The organism is Alteromonas sp. ABM1_013, from assembly GCF_056160505.1.
This window is the reverse complement of the sequence record NZ_JBSWXH010000005.1, coordinates 45,170-60,496: the sequence shown is the minus strand read 5'-3', so window position 1 is coordinate 60,496 and position 15,327 is coordinate 45,170. Positions and strand designations below refer to the sequence as shown.

General features: G+C 42.6%; 15 protein-coding genes. 9 read left to right on the top strand and 6 right to left on the bottom strand.

Going from position 1 to position 15,327, the window contains the following annotated elements:
• Positions 1-235: 235 nt before the first annotated feature.
• Positions 236-1,633, top strand: coding sequence for a DUF2066 domain-containing protein (locus ACXAGK_RS14945; RefSeq protein WP_474856825.1), 1,398 nt, complete (start codon positions 236-238; stop codon positions 1,631-1,633).
• A 6-nt stretch (positions 1,634-1,639) separates the two neighbouring features.
• The gene (hda, locus tag ACXAGK_RS14940) at positions 1,640-2,377 is read left to right on the top strand and encodes a DnaA regulatory inactivator Hda (protein WP_474856824.1); all 738 of its coding nucleotides are present in this window, start codon (positions 1,640-1,642) and stop codon (positions 2,375-2,377) included.
• Positions 2,378-2,464: 87 nt separating this feature from the next.
• Here hda and ACXAGK_RS14935 read toward each other — a convergent pair whose 3' ends face one another.
• From ACXAGK_RS14935 to arsC, 3 genes are all read right to left on the bottom strand, one after another.
• A complete protein-coding gene (locus tag ACXAGK_RS14935; protein ID WP_474806558.1) occupies positions 2,465-2,887 on the bottom strand; it encodes a DUF2069 domain-containing protein in 423 nt (140 codons plus the stop codon).
• A gap of 74 nt (positions 2,888-2,961) precedes the next feature.
• Complete coding sequence (gene wrbA / locus ACXAGK_RS14930; protein ID WP_474856823.1) at positions 2,962-3,570, bottom strand: NAD(P)H:quinone oxidoreductase; 609 nt, start codon at positions 3,568-3,570, stop codon at positions 2,962-2,964.
• Positions 3,570-3,923: an arsenate reductase (glutaredoxin) gene (arsC, locus tag ACXAGK_RS14925; RefSeq protein ID WP_474856822.1), complete on the bottom strand. Its 354-nt coding sequence runs from the start codon at positions 3,921-3,923 to the stop codon at positions 3,570-3,572. The genes wrbA and arsC overlap by 1 nt, the downstream gene beginning before the upstream one ends.
• 215 nt (positions 3,924-4,138) lie before the next feature.
• On the opposite strand from arsC, the gene ACXAGK_RS14920 reads away from it, so the two are divergent.
• On the top strand, positions 4,139-4,654 hold the full coding sequence (locus ACXAGK_RS14920) for a TlpA family protein disulfide reductase (RefSeq protein WP_474856821.1): 516 nt from the start codon (positions 4,139-4,141) through the stop codon (positions 4,652-4,654).
• Positions 4,655-4,707: 53 nt separating this feature from the next.
• Here the strand turns inward: ACXAGK_RS14920 and bepA are convergent, their stop codons facing one another.
• The gene (gene bepA, locus ACXAGK_RS14915) at positions 4,708-6,171 is read right to left on the bottom strand and encodes a beta-barrel assembly-enhancing protease (protein WP_474856820.1); all 1,464 of its coding nucleotides are present in this window, start codon (positions 6,169-6,171) and stop codon (positions 4,708-4,710) included.
• A 434-nt stretch (positions 6,172-6,605) separates the two neighbouring features.
• On the opposite strand from bepA, the gene ACXAGK_RS14910 reads away from it, so the two are divergent.
• Positions 6,606-7,679 carry an AI-2E family transporter gene (locus ACXAGK_RS14910; protein ID WP_474806566.1) on the top strand — a complete coding sequence of 358 codons (1,074 nt, stop codon included), beginning with the start codon at positions 6,606-6,608 and terminating at the stop codon, positions 7,677-7,679.
• 67 nt (positions 7,680-7,746) lie between these two features.
• Here ACXAGK_RS14910 and bcp read toward each other — a convergent pair whose 3' ends face one another.
• Entirely contained in the window at positions 7,747-8,211 is a 465-nt protein-coding gene (gene bcp / locus ACXAGK_RS14905) for a thioredoxin-dependent thiol peroxidase (protein ID WP_474856819.1), read from the bottom strand.
• Positions 8,189-8,752 (bottom strand): glycine cleavage system transcriptional repressor, encoded by a 564-nt coding sequence (locus tag ACXAGK_RS14900; protein WP_474856818.1) that lies wholly within the window; start codon positions 8,750-8,752, stop codon positions 8,189-8,191. The genes bcp and ACXAGK_RS14900 overlap by 23 nt, the downstream gene beginning before the upstream one ends.
• Positions 8,753-8,930: 178 nt before the next feature.
• Here ACXAGK_RS14900 and dapA point away from each other — a divergent pair, with 178 nt between their 5' ends.
• From dapA to ACXAGK_RS14875, 5 genes are all read left to right on the top strand, one after another.
• Positions 8,931-9,815 (top strand): 4-hydroxy-tetrahydrodipicolinate synthase, encoded by an 885-nt coding sequence (gene dapA, locus ACXAGK_RS14895; protein ID WP_269916984.1) that lies wholly within the window; start codon positions 8,931-8,933, stop codon positions 9,813-9,815.
• A 12-nt stretch (positions 9,816-9,827) separates the two neighbouring features.
• The gene (gene bamC / locus ACXAGK_RS14890; RefSeq protein ID WP_474856817.1) at positions 9,828-10,931 is read left to right on the top strand and encodes an outer membrane protein assembly factor BamC; all 1,104 of its coding nucleotides are present in this window, start codon (positions 9,828-9,830) and stop codon (positions 10,929-10,931) included.
• Positions 10,932-10,943: 12 nt separating this feature from the next.
• Positions 10,944-11,657, top strand: coding sequence for a phosphoribosylaminoimidazolesuccinocarboxamide synthase (gene purC, locus ACXAGK_RS14885; RefSeq protein WP_179983555.1), 714 nt, complete (start codon positions 10,944-10,946; stop codon positions 11,655-11,657).
• A 184-nt stretch (positions 11,658-11,841) separates the two neighbouring features.
• Positions 11,842-12,708: a DMT family transporter gene (locus tag ACXAGK_RS14880; RefSeq protein ID WP_474856816.1), complete on the top strand. Its 867-nt coding sequence runs from the start codon at positions 11,842-11,844 to the stop codon at positions 12,706-12,708.
• 256 nt (positions 12,709-12,964) lie between these two features.
• Positions 12,965-15,319: a sensor domain-containing phosphodiesterase gene (locus ACXAGK_RS14875; RefSeq protein WP_474856815.1), complete on the top strand. Its 2,355-nt coding sequence runs from the start codon at positions 12,965-12,967 to the stop codon at positions 15,317-15,319.
• Positions 15,320-15,327 lie beyond the last annotated feature (8 nt).

Sequence of the window (15,327 nt, the reverse complement as noted above, 5' to 3'; positions counted from 1 at the left end):
TTTATGCGCTTTTTGATCTTTTTTATTTTAAGGGTGAAATTAAATTGAATATAAAAGACAATAGAGCGCTATCTTTTGGTGAATGTCTTGCTAAATCTTGGCAAATAAAATGTCTTGCTCGGATATTAGGCGTAAACAACGTGAATGTCGGGGCTGCTTTCAAGCTTTATATGAAAAGTGTTTTGCTCATGAAAGGGTAGGCAAGGAATTGATTTTTAGAGTGTATGGAGTGTTAATGTTGACGGCAGTAATGGGTAACACCAACAAGGCAAATAAGCAGAGAGTAGGTTTGAAACGAATACTGAGTGTCTCCCTTGTTGCAATGCTAAATTACAGTACAGTCACGCACGCTGCTCAGCGCGTTGTTGTTAATGAAGCGCAAATTCAAGTTGAGGATCAAACACAGCGCACTCAGCAAGCAGCGCTCAAAAAAGCGCTAAAGCAAGTATTTATTAAAATGTCAGGCAGCGAGAGTGTACTCGATAATGCGGGTGTGAGAGCGGCATTAACATCGCCTCAGTCGCTATTACGCTCATATCGCTTTGCGTTTGATAACAACAGAACCTATTACATTGCTGAATTCGACCAAGCGAAACTCAATGAAATTTTGCAGCGAGAACTGCTTCCGCTTTGGGGTGACAGACGCCCTGAGACTATAGTGTGGCTGGCTCAAGAGGACGAAAACGAAACTCGTGCCATTCTTGAAGAATCACTCGATACTGAACTACAGCGTGCACTTAAACAAACTGCTAAAGAACGCGGCGTACCTCTCAGCCTTCCTCTAATGGACTTAACAGACAGCGTTAATATATCTACCTACGATGTGTGGGGACGATTTGCAGAGCCGCTTCGTAAGGCTTCTTTGCGTTATAGCGTCGATAACATTATCGGTGCCAGGGTATATCGCAATGACCCAAATGCAATACCAGATTTACCCGAAAACGTTGTGCCGTCTGGTACCGTTGAGTCTATAGATAACGTGCTTAATGATGAAGCACAGACTAAGCGTTACGATGACCAACTAAACGACTCAGCTGACGCTGAATCGAACCCGTTACTAGGAAATAGTGAGAGCTTAGTAAACGAGAACGATGCTCTTACTGGTCAGCCTAGTGAAAACGTCGAAGAAACATCGCCTGCAGGACAACTCGCAAATACAATTGAACCATTTACTATGGACGAATTTGCGAATTACGCGAAAAGAGCAGATGAAGGCGACTTTGCGCTGGATTGGATTTTTATTGGCGGTGGTAAAGTAAGCTACGGCAGCATCTATGGAGACTCACCGGAAGAATTGGGTAATGCACTGGTAGACGCGTATTCAAATTATTTGTCATCGCTTTATGCGGTTGTGGGTATTGAGGAGTCTGAACGAGAGGTGATAAAAGTCTCAATCGCCAACGTTGGTTCCATTGCAAGCTATGCCAGTGCCACAGACTATTTGAACAGCTTAAGTGTGATTGAAAACGCGACTCTCGTAGAGCAATCAGGTACCGTGGCCACTTATTCTTTAACGTTAATAGGCACAGTTGACGATTTACTCAACAGCTTCAAGTTAGAAAATAAACTACGCCCAGTAACCGACGCCTACGGACAAACCGTTAACGAAAATAGTTTCTATTGGAGCAATTAAATTAGCATGCAGCTGCCTTTGCCAGTAACGTTACCTGTAGATGAAAACTTCGATAGTTTCGTTTGTACGGGTAACGAAGAAGTGGTTTCAGTGCTTGAGCAGATTTCAAAAGCGCTGCCGCTTTGGCGAGATGACTCGAAATTGAGCGCTTTAGCGTCATTGCAACTTCCATTACTCACCTTATTAGGCAGCAGTGCGGTTGGCAAAAGTCATTTGCTATTTGCCACCTGTCATCAGTTAGCAGGCCGATCTGTCAATCATCTGTACTTAAACCTTAATGACTTTAAAGCTTGGTCTTTAGATATCTTCGAAGGGTTGGAAAACCTGTCGCTGATAGCGCTAGATAACATACATGCCATAGCGGGTGATAAACGCTGGGAAGAAGCGCTGTTCGATTTATTCAATCGCGTTATGGAAGCTAAACAAGCCATGGTGATTTGCACCAGTCATTTAGGTCCATCAAACCCGGCTTTCGTGCTACCTGATCTACGTTCCCGTTTGGCATGGGGCGTTATTTATCATGTTAATCAGCTTGATGATAGCGGTCGTGAGGAGGCGGTACGCCTGCGTGCTGAAGAGCGGGGCCTTAAGCTTTCAAACCAAGCACTACAGTTCCTTTTACACCACAGTGAACGCGATTTAAAAAGCCTCATGTCTTTGCTAGCCCGCCTAGACACCCGCTCACTCCAAGAACAAAAACGCCTGTCGGTGGGCATGGTTAAGCGCGAGCTTAACCTGAATTAGCAAAGCGTGAGCTTAACCTAAATTAGCTAAAGCGCGAACTTAACCTAAATTAGCCAAGCGTGAGCTTAACCTGAATTAGCTAAAGCGTTACTGTTGTCCTTGCTCAAAACGTGCTTTTTCTTCTTTCATTTCTTCTTTTAGCTTTTTAAGGCCTAACCCTAATTCGCGACCACGTTTTCTGGCAAAAGCGCTACATCCAACAAACATGCCGGTGCACAAAACTATTTCTACTACCGCATACCAGCGTTCAGCAGGCACGGCGTAGGCAACGGTACACCCGTGAATAAGATAAAATAAGACAACAAAATTCGCCCAGGCGTGAGTATATGGTTTGCCTTTCAATACACCCCAATAGGGTAACAACAAGGGTAAAATATAAAACAGGGCAATAAATACTGGGGAGTAAGTATGCTCTTTAGTAAATGTAAATTGCCAAAGTGTTATCCATATGATTAGCCCAGTGTGGCTGATAAGTGCTAGATAGCGAAAGAAACGCGTATCTGGTGCCATGTTTATTCTCCGAAGAAATCAGGTTTTAATATTTATCTAAACGTTGTCTCTATTCGCGTTTGTCGTATCGCGAATCAATCGTTATCTGCTAGTCTTTTTGCAAACCTAGCCAGGCGCTTACCTTGAGCAAAACACAGCGCTTTTTCATCTGCGCTCAATTGTTGTGGAGCACTTAAACTGTGGTGCGCGACATGTGTTACGCCATAGGGGCTACCACCCATGTTTGTGTTGTGCAGTTCTGGCTCGCTGTAAGGAATACCGCAAATTACCATACCGTGATGGATAAGCGGTATCATCATAGACAACAGCGTGGACTCTTGGCCGCCATGCATGGACGATGACGAAGTAAAAACGCAGGCCGGTTTATCAATCAATGCGCCCTTCAACCATTGGCTGCTTGTTGAGTCTAAAAAGTGTTTAACTGGCGCGGCCATATTGCCAAAGCGAGTAGGGCTACCAAGGGCCAACGCGCTACATTGCTCAAGTTCCTGAAGTGTAACCTCAGGGACTGTACTAGAAGCATCATTTGAGACATCTTCAGAAGTGCTGCTCGATTCGTTAATACTTTTAACTGTGCGCACTATAACCGGCACATTTTGTGACGAAATACCCTGGGCAATAGCATCAGCTAAACGCTTGGTGCTGCCATGTCGGCTGTAATAAAGTACAAGAACGGGTTGCACTACAAAATGTCCAATACCGATTCAGGCGGTCGACCGATACGTGCGTTCTCGCCTTTAATAACAATTGGGCGTTCGATTAGCTTAGGCGTCTGAGCCATGGCATCAAAAAGTGCTTCATCAGACAATGCATCGTCCCCTAAATTAGCGTCTTTATACTCTGTCTCTTTTGTACGCATCATATCCCTAACCGATTCAAGGTTAAGTTTTTTAAATATCGCTTTAAGCGCTTGTGCATCTAGGGGATGTTTTAAATATTCAATCACTACTGGCGCTTCGCCTTTTTCTTCAAGTAGCGCAAGCGTTTGTCTGCTCTTAGAACAGCGCGGATTATGAATAATAGTAATATCTGACATATAAGCCCCTTTTTAAGGTTGTTACTTTTGGCGCGAACTATTGCGTTTTTACTTCTTAATATCAAGCAGTTTACGCTTAGTTGTTAATAAAGTGCGCAATATACCTCTACACCGTGCCTAATCAGCAAAATGCTTAGAATAGTATTTCAAAATCTGTTAGAGAAGGGGGGAAGAATCTGGCACTATGACAAAAACAGATGTAATTAGAGGCTTGCATGTCGTTCTCACCTTTAAATAGCAATGTGGGCAAAACTAATCCGCTTGTTCTTATCATCCTTTTTATTACAGCGGCTTTAGCCGGTTTCTTAACCTATCAGAGTCTTCAAAATGACTTTGAAACATTAGATGGTCAAGCATATAGCTGGAACGGTCTTAAAGGACAATGGGTAATTGTGAACTACTTTGCGCCCTGGTGTGCACCATGCCTTCGCGAGATGCCTGAATTAACATCATTTCATCAGTCTTTGCCGAGTGATACCCAGCTGTTTGCAATTAATTACGACCCTAAAACAAAGGCCGAATTGACGGCAATGACAAAGAAGCACGGCATTGCTGTGCCAATTATTGTTAGTTCTACCGATACTAAGCTACCTATGGCTAAGCCCCCATATTTACCTGCCACTTTTATTGTAGGCCCAGATGGAAACATTAAAGACACGATAATGGGTGAAGTAACAGCTGACGGCTTGCGTCAGCGCCTTAGTGAACTAAAAAGCGCTGAACGAGATTAAGTCAATAGTGTATAAACGCCCGTAACGCTGCACACTAACGCACTATAAACGCACTATAGCCGTTCTAAGCGTTCTTCCTGATCGCGAAACTGCTTTATACGTGCTCTAATTCGTTGCTTTGCAAGGTGGTTGTCGCCTGCAAAATTGTAGGCATATTGAAGTTCATCCACTGCGCGATTGTATGCACCATAAAGGGCATAGACTTCCGCTTTGCTTTGATGCATTTGCGAGAACTGCTTAGCTTTTTGATACGCTTCACTCATTAATTGGTGGGCTATTTGATAATCCTTCCTAACCAGTAGAAAATCTTTAAGCAACGAAATAGCGTCGTCGTACTTCTGTGCACTGATGTAGGCGTTCGCCTGATTTAGCGCAAGAACCTGATTTCTCGGATTGTGATTAACGTGAGGCGTTAGCATTTCTACCGCTTTTAACGGTTGTCCCAATGAGATGTAAATGTCAGTCATTGCATCGAGATAGAAAAGGTTATCGCTATCGCCGGCAATAAGCTTATCCATTATTTTTTTTGCTTTATCAATGTGTTCGTTTCGCATGTAGGCGAGAGCTAAACCGTAAAGGGATGCTTCTTTACTTCGCTGAACATCTTGGTCTACCGCTGCTTCAAAATACTCCATTGCGTAATCTGCTTTAAACGAATACCGCGCCTTTATTCGTGCTTTCGCTAATTCAAACTGTTTGTTGATAGGAAGGTAACGTCTAGGGTAATCCCCAGCGCGGTTCCTCGCGTCAGCAATACGGGTTTCAGTTAGGGGGTGAGTGAGAAGTCGTGCAGGCGGTCTAGAAACCATACGGTATTCTTCTGCCATTGTAGAAAAGAAAGACGCAGCAGCGTTTGGATCAAAACCGGCTCTCGCCAGCATAGCAATACCGATTCGGTCTGCTTCTTGTTCATTTGTTCGTGTATAGTCAATTTGAAGTTGTGCCGATGCTGCAGAACCTGCCTGCATGGCTGCAATGCCAGCTTCAGGGTTAGCCATAGCTATGAGTACGCCACCAATAAGCGAAGCCAATGCTAATGGCGATGAGCGCCGTTGGGCTTGCATGCGTCGCGCAATATGGCGTTGAGTAACGTGCGATATTTCGTGAGCAAGTACTGAAGCCAGTTCGCTTTCGTTTTTAGCTCTGCGCATTAAGCCCGTATGTACGCCGATATGACCACCGAAAAATGCGAATGCATTTATGGCGTCGTTGTTAACCCAGAAAAACTCGAAGGGAAACTTTGCGTTGTCGGCATGGACGACTAAACGGTTGCCAACATCTTGCAAATACTCATCCAATACTGGGTCTGAGATAACCGGGCTTTGCCCGCGCATTTGGCGCATGACTGCATCGCCAACAATCATTTCCTTATCAAGCGATATGGCATCAGAAGCAACCACACCTATCTCAGGTAGTGCATTTTTATTGCTGTAATTGGCATCTTGTGCAACAGCCGTTAGGCTCGATGTGAGCACAAAGGAAAGGGCGACCAAAGATGCTGAAAAATGTTTTCTCATGAACCTACAATTATTGTACATGTTTAATACTGCATAACGCTTAGAGCACTAAGTTGCTAAACAGTTTCAAAATTTATTATTTTCTTATATCTACTTTTTCAGTAGACGAAATTTAAAATTTAGCGTTGTTTTACTAACACGAGTCAGACAAATACTAGAGCGAGTTTCCAGCAGTTATCTAATTTAGTCATATGCTCTGACTATATCGGTCACACTCATCTGACTATTTCAGCCAAACGCTTCGCAGGTATTACGACACATTGACCTAGTTTAGTTAACAACTATCTAAACTCTCACTCTACACGCTAATAGTTATACTGTAAAAACATCATACCAGTTTGATTTTGAAAGATTCTTAACTACTACTTATTGCTAATTGCTAGTGCTATCAACTATGATGCGTGTCCTATTCTTGGTTATTTCTAGGCGTTTCTATGATTAGCGTTTTTGGTCGATGGTACCGACGCAAATTTTCTGACCCTGACGCGGCAATGCTGCTCATTTTGATTCTTTTAACCACCACAGTATTGCTGTTGTGGGGCGAACTAATTATGCCTGTGCTGGTTGCTGCGGTTATAGCTTATCTGCTTGACTGGCCGGTAAGTCGTTTGGTGGGTGTGGGAGTTAGCCGTACTCTGGCATGCGGCGTGGTAATGCTCGCATTTATCACTATCACTATTTTAACCTTAATTGGATTGGTTCCAATTATCTCAAAACAGAGCGTGAACCTTATTCAAGAAACGCCGTTAATTTGGCAAAAGGCCCAGGAATGGATTTTAACGCTACCTGATAAATACCCTGATTACGTGCAGGTGTATCAAATCCATCAGATGATGGAAGGGTTAAATGAAAAGCTAGTAGAAGTAGGAGAAACCCTAATTTCCGCTTCGTTCAGTAATATCGCCAATTTAGCCGCGCTGCTAGTTTACATGGTGCTGGTGCCCCTGATGGTATTTTTCATGTTGAAAGACAAGCTTTTCTTTCTAGACAGCATTTCTCGTTTGTTGCCAAAAGAACGCCGCTTAATTACTCAAGTGGGCCACGAAATGAATTCTCAAATCGCTAATTATATTCGCGGCAAGGTGATTGAGATTATTATAGTAGGCGTAGTGAGCTGTGTGACTTTTGTTCTTATGGACTTGCGCTACGCCATTTTGCTTGGCGTTTTAGTCGGCTTTTCTGTACTCATTCCATATATCGGTGCTGCAGTGGTCACAATACCTGTGGCAGTTGTTGCAATGTTTCAGTGGGGAATATCGCCAGAGTTTTGGTATCTAATGATTGCCTACGGCATTATTCAAGCATTAGATGGTAATTTATTGGTTCCGTTATTATTCTCTGAAGCGGTTAGTCTTCACCCGCTTTATATAATTGTTGCTGTTTTAGTCTTTGGTGGTCTTTGGGGCTTTTGGGGGGTGTTCTTCGCCATACCACTCGCTACATTGGTAAAAGCTGTGGTTACTGCGTGGTCAAGCAACCCTGTTGCAATTCCCGAAGAGGCAAAGTAGCTAACGCTAAGTGTAAAAAAGCCCCGATAACTGCACGTTATCGGGGCTTTTTTGCTATGTAAGAAATTTAGCTGTTCAGATAATCAAGAACAACTGTGTGGTGTTCTTTTGTTTTGAACTTATTGAAAACATGTTCAATTACACCGTTCTCGTCTATCAAGAAAGTTTGACGGTGAATGCCATCATATTCTTTACCCATGAACTTTTTAGGTCCCCACACACCAAATGCGTCGGCGACAGTGTGGTCTTCATCAGAAAGTAGGGTGAAATTAAGGTTTTCTTTTTCTATAAACTTAGGCAGTCGCTTAACCGCATCTGGGCTCACACCTAGTACAACCACGTTCTTCGCGGTAAGTTCATCATTAACATCACGTAATCCCTGTGCTTGCGTCGTACAGCCTGGCGTCATTGCCTTAGGGTAAAAATACACGAGTACTTTTTTACCTGCGTAATCAGTTAAAGATACGGTTTCGTCATTTTGGTTCTGCAATGAGAATTGTGGAGCTTTATCACCAGCTTGTAACGTTTTCATTGGGATCCTTCTTATGTTTGTCTACTACTTTGCCTGTCACGTTTAACGATTCGAACAGGGACATTAGATCAGATTCTAAAACATCGATATTTTCATCTGAAGTCAGCGAAACAATAAATTTGCATCGCATGTTGTCTTTACCAGTGGCTTTGTCTTTGTAAGTGCGCTGTCTAAACGCACTAATCATGGCATCTCGCTCTGCGAAAAAGCCGGTAACGGCTTTAATCAGGCCCGTTTCGTCTTCGCCACTAAATTCAACATTAAAGAGGTGCGCGAGATTTTGCTTTTCATGGTGGCTTGTTCGCTTCATCATCGACAGCAAATCAAGGCGCTGAAATAACGCTGGTAGTATGCACTCAGCTTTTGTAATAGCCGTTTGCGTTCCCTCTATGATCATAGTCAACGAGAACTCTTTGCCATATATAGCTTGCCTGCTATCTAAAATATTGCACTGAGCTTCTGATACCGTTGATGCAATTTCGCTTAGGATGCCAGTGTTGTCTGTACCTAAAATGGTAACGATAAGTTGTTGTTTCGACATCTACTTCACTTCAATGGTAATAATGTCGGGATGTTAGCACAGAGTTTTTTTAGAAGTCAGCGCCTTTTTCCCGCCTTTGAATAAGATATTGTCAAATTCTTGTCATTTTACATGCGCTATTACTTGTGTTTAAGCACTGACATAATTACCATGTGCGCTCACATTTTGCGGAGAGATTATGTTTACTGGTAGTTACGTAGCACTCGTCACGCCGATGCTCGAAAACGGCGATATCGATTACAAGTCTTTAGAGAAACTTGTGAAGTTTCATGTAGAGCAGGGCACTCATGGTATTGTGTCTGTTGGCACTACAGGTGAGTCAGCAACGCTACCGTTTGATGAACATATCAACGTGGTTAAAGAAACAGTAGCAATGGCATCAGGTGCTATCCCTGTTATTGCAGGAAGTGGTGCAAACTCTACTGCCGAAGCGATTTTTCTTACCGAGCAATTAGGTGCTACCGGTATTGATGGTTTCTTAAGCGTGGTGCCTTACTACAATAAGCCGCAACAGGCGGGTATGATTGCCCACTTCAACGCCATTGCCGATGCTAGCGACTTGCCTGTGATCCTATACAATGTTCCGGGCCGAACCGTAGCTGATATGCTTCCTGAAACCGTTGCAGAATTATCTACCCACAAAAATATTGTTGGTCTTAAAGATGCAACTGGTGATATTGCTCGATTAAAAGAAACCCAGCCTCTTGTTCCGGAAGACTTTGTTATTTTAAGTGGCGACGATGGCACAAGTGCTGAATTCATGTGCGAGGGCGGGCATGGTGTCATTTCAGTTACTGCTAATATAGTACCTAAAGCTATTGCACAAATGTGCGAAACTGCCCTCAATAAAGATTTCGATAAATGTCGAGAGATCGACGAAACAATCAAGCTATTGCACAGTGAGCTTTTCATTGAACCAAACCCTGTAATGCCTAAGTGGGCGTTATACAAAATGGGAATGATGAAAAGTGCTGTTATGCGATTACCTATGGTTTTACCGGAACTATCAAGCCAAAAACGTATCGAAGAACTACTAAAAAAATACGCATTGATTTCTGGTTAATAAGGAATACAGATGAAAAGAACGCTGGCTATAGCAAGTTCAGTAGCAATGGTTGCACTTGCAGGTTGTTCAAGCCAAATAGATAGAAAGACTGCTTCTGGTAGCTACGAGTACTTAAAAACTAAAGAACAAAAGACGTTAGAAGTACCTCCTGGCTTAGATGCACCTACCTTTTCGAGAGACTTTGCTTTACCAGAGGTAGGCAAAGAAGCAGACCCGTCGCTAGTAGGTAAGAACTTGATGGTTCGTTCTCCTGCGCTGGTTCTTCCTTTAGTTACTGGTTCTCACGTGGAAGAAGGTAAGAGCTCAGCAACGATTTGGTTCGACCAAGTTGATGATAGCCAACCGCTAAGCCAAGCAATCTGGAACTCATTATTAAGTTTCTTAGATGAGCAGGGAATAGGTGTAGATAGCTTTAGCCCGGAAGATAAAGTTTTGATTACTGACTGGATGGTCATGACCAAGGAAATTGATGGTCCTTGGTATAGCTTTATTGACGAAGAGAGCGAGATAGGTCGCCGTTTCGAATTCAATCTAGACGTTAAACCTCACGGTCGTAGCGCTGCATTAACGGTTGATTTAAAAGACTACATGCAAACCGTAGGCAACGACGTAGTTGCAGAGGTCTCTTCTTTGGAAGAGCGTCGCGAAGAAGTTGAAGTATTAAACCAGGTTATCGGTCATTACGAATATCAAATTCAGCTTGCTGAAACGCGAAGAATTGCGAAGATTCGTCAAGGTATTAATACGGAAATGGGCTTTAACGATGACGGTGACCCAGCATACATCGTAGAAGCGCAATATGACGTTGCTTGGCCGAGAATGCTTTTGGTGCTTCGTAAACTTGGGTTTGATGTTAAAGATTTAGATAAATCAAATGGCCTGCTTTTCATCGCTTATAATGGCGATCAGGGGAGCTGGTGGGATGGTTTATTCTCAAGCGATGCCGAATTACTCAAAAAGGGTGATTATCGTTTGAAAGTTGCAAAAGCGGGTGCAAATCGCACATCAGTTACCTTCATGAATAATGAGAGTATACCGTTTGAAGCAAATCAGGTTTCCGACCTTTACAGTGCATTTGCTGAGGTCATGTCAGAAGATAACCTTGATATATAACTGAGACTGAGAATGGAAAAACGCGACGAGCTTTACCGAGGTAAAGCAAAAACTGTTTATTACACTGATGATAGCGATAAACTAATTCTTCACTTTCGAAATGACACTTCAGCGTTCGATGGCGAAAAAATAGAGCAGCTTGATCGTAAGGGTGAAGTAAACAACAAGTTTAACCACTTTATAATGACTAAGCTTGAAGAAGCGGGCATTGCAACACAAGTTGAAGCTTTGGTTTCTGATACTGAGTCTTTGGTTAAAAAGCTCGACATGATTCCTGTCGAGTGTGTGGTGAGAAACTTGTCTGCTGGCTCTTTAGTGCGCAGACTAGGTGTGGAAGAAGGTAAAGAGCTTAACCCACCTATTTTCGAGTTTTTCCTTAAAAACGATGCGCTTCATGACCCAATGGTAAATGACTATCACATTCTATCATTCGGTTGGGCAACCGAAGCTCAGATTGCTGAAATGAAGGCGCTTACCTTCAAAGTTAACAATGTACTTAAAGCATTGTTTGACGAAGCAGGTATGCTTCTAGTTGACTACAAACTTGAGTTTGGTGTCGATAAAGATGGCAACATCGTGTTAGGCGATGAGTTTACGCCTGACGGCTGTCGCTTATGGGATAAAGAAACCCGTAAGAAAATGGACAAAGACCGCTTTAGGCAAGGTCTTGGCTCGGTTGTAGAAACTTACATTGAAGTTGCTGAGCGTTTAGGTTTGTCTTTATAGGTACAGACCTGCTTGCAGTTTGAATAGAAGAGGACCTTTGGGTCCTCTTTTTTTGTTTATTCGCTTACAACTGACGTTTAAAAGTTGGTTACTTGAAGAAAACCTTTTTAAGTTATTATTTTAGCGATACATTCTTTGAAAGAATGAATATTTAGGAATAAAGACAAGCACAAAGGAGCGGTCATTGTTTAAAACACTTTCTTTAGTCACGGTAGCAATGGTTGCTTTTGCTGCAAATTCGTTACTGTGCAGAATGGCGCTGGCAAATACAGATATTGACCCCGCTAGCTTTTCTGCGTTGCGAATAATAAGTGGTGCATTAGCACTTACGTTCTTGTCGCTCTTTTCTTTGCGAAAAGTACCAGGGGACTCAGGCCTTTGGGTTAACCTAAAAAGTAATGCAACCTTCCTCGGTGGCGCTTCACTATTTTTGTATGCACTTTGTTTTTCATACGCCTATATTTCTATGGCTACTGGCACAGGGGCATTGTTGTTATTCGGCGCAGTACAGCTGACTATGATTAGCTTTGGCCTTGCAAGAGGAGAACGGTTTAAGCGTTTTCAATGGCTAGGTTTTCTCCTTGCATTCGTCGGTCTAGTAATTTTATTGCTGCCGAGTGCATCGGCGCCACCGCTTTTAGCTGGCATAATCATGGTCACCGCAGGAATCGCGTGGGGTGTGTATTCGCTGTTAGGCAAAAAAAGTAAGTCCGCGCTGTATGCTACATCGGGCAACTTTATATACGCATCTATTTTATGTATTCCATTAGTTGGTTTTTTACTATCACTGAATAGTACTGAATTAGTATTCGACAGTACTGGCGCCTTATTAGCACTGGTTTCTGGCGTTGTGGCGTCAGGATGTGGTTATGCAATTTGGTACAGCGTGCTGCCAGTTATTAAATCAACTACTGCTGCCACAGTTCAGTTGAGCGTTCCAGTAATCGCAACTTTGATGGGATGGGCTATACTTGGAGAGCAACTTAACATTCAGATTGTTATCGCTTCTATTATGACGCTGGGTGGCATCTATTTGGTGATAAAAAGATAGCTTGCTACACGGAAAATAGTGCGTTGCACTTTTAACTACCTCAATTTTTATTGTAAGCATTTTTCAACAGGTTGTTAATGTTCACATGTTTTTGGGTAAGACGTAACGAGAGATACATATCTTTTTAGACTAAAGCAAAATGTTATATTGCTATCCGTAATGCTAAAGTTCAGCGATTAACAATGTGTATATCGTCGGACGCAAAGTGGCGAAGTGAAGCAGCAACTATTGGTGGGAAAGTTTATTGGAGCGCAGAGTGGTAATTAAAGGAGCATTGTCTGACGAACTCGAGAGGGTATCTGTTCTGAGAAAATTAGCGCTACTAGATACGCCCAATGAAGCGCGTTTTGATCGGATCACGAGTTTGGCAAGTAGTGTACTTAATTGCCGATTCGCAACGATAACGCTAATTGATAGCAATAGACAATGGTTTAAATCCTCGGTCAATCTTGATCTTAAAGAGTCCGCTCGCGATATTGCCTTTTGCAGCCACACCATCTGTGAAACAGACCCATTAATTATCCCTGACACCAAAGAAGATCCGCGCTTTAAAGATAATCCATTTGTTTTGGGCGAGCCCCATATTCGCTTCTACGCGGGAATAAAGCTTGTTGTAGATGGTTACGCTGTGGGTACTCTATGTGTACTTGATACGCAGCCACATGACTTTAATGAAAGCCAACTTTTTCAGCTAGAAAAGCTAGCTGAGCTGGCAAATGCAGAAATTTGTAGGAAAGAAGATGCTGAGCTATCAAAGCAAATTACTGAGTACCAATATCAACTCGAGCAAACGCAAAAACTTACGCGGGTCAGAAGTGCTATTCTCGAAAAAGTAGTAAATGCGGAATCTCTTCACAGTGTACTTTTCGATATAGTTGATGCCATTGAAGGGGAGTATCCGAATAAACTCTGTAGTATTCTGCTGCTACAAGAGGGCAAGCTAAGAAAAGGTGCAGCGCCATCCTTACCTGATTTTTATAATGATGCTATAGACGGCGTTGAAATTGGGCATGGCGTAGGCTCTTGTGGCAATGCAGCAGCCGCTAACAGTCCTACAGTCGTGGAAGATATTAGCACACACCCCTATTGGGATGGCTATCGAGAATTGGCTGCGAGGGCGGGGTTAGCGTCTTGCTGGTCTCAACCTATTAGAGGTGCAAACGGGAACGTAATTGGCACCTTCGCAATCTATCATAGTTATAAAGCGGTACCCACGCCCGAAGAAATCATTCTCATAGAACAGTTTGCACATATCGCGAGTATAGCGATAGAGAGAGAATCGGCTAACGACCTTATTTGGAAACAAGCCAACTTCGATACGCTTACTGGTCTACCGAATAGAAACCTTATGCTGGATCACCTCGACTTAGCGATTAAGACAGCTAAAAGAGAAAATGACAAGGTTGCTGTTCTTTTTCTAGATCTCGACAACTTTAAAGATATAAACGATACCCTCGGACACGATGTAGGCGATGAGCTTTTAAAAGAGTGTGCTAAGCGATTTACGCAAAACGTACGCGCTAATGATACCGTTTGTAGGCTAGGTGGTGATGAATTTGTTATCATTTTAAATAGCATCAATAGCTTAAGTTCAGTAGACGCCATAATACAGAAGCTGCTCGAAGTGATTGCAGAGCCGTTTGTTATCGATATTGATCGCGTACATACAAGTGGTAGTGTGGGGGTAACTCTATATCCAGATGATGCTAGTAATACGAAAGACTTGTTGAAGTACGCAGACCAAGCCATGTACCAAGCGAAAGCGTCGGGGAAAAATAGTTACAAATTTTATACCTTAGACTTGCATGCAGCTGCGGTAAAGCGACTGTCTCTTTTAAATGACCTCCGCTATGCCGTTAAAAACAATGAACTTTTCGTTGAATATCAGCCTATAACGACACTTAGTAATGGTCAGATTTTAAAGGCGGAAGCTTTGCTTCGATGGCAGCATCCTCAAAAAGGGCGAATTCCGCCGGATGAATTTATTCCTTTAGCAGAAGAGTCTGGTTTAATTATCGAAATTAGCGACTGGGTTTTTGAAGAAGTGTGTAGGAATGTAAAGCATTGGCAATCACTTTATCGCCGTGATCTTCAAATAAGTATAAACACATCACCTTGCCAATATTTTAATCAAGAATCGAATATTACGAACTGGCTTAACAAATTGCTCGAGATAAATGTTTCAGCGAAATCCATTTTACTTGAGGTCACAGAAAACCTTTTAATGAAGGCCGACGAAGAAGTTTCTAAAAAGTTGTTCCAGTTTAGGCAAGCAGGTGTTGGTATAGCCCTTGATGATTTCGGTACGGGATATTCTTCCATTTCTTATCTGAAAAAGTTTCCTACCGATTTTATAAAAATCGACAAAAGCTTTGTTAAAACGATGACAGACGTCAGTAACGATAAAGTGCTGTGTGAAGCTATTATCATTATGGCTAAAAAGCTTGGAATAAAAGTGGTTGCAGAGGGTATTGAAACTCAAGAGCAGTTTGAAATTCTCAAAGCAATGGGGTGCGATTATGGTCAAGGGTATTACATAGCAAGGCCCATGAGTAAGGTTAACTTCGAGTCCCTTCTAAGAGCAACTAGCACCGTATGCAGTGCTAGTTGAAATGTTCA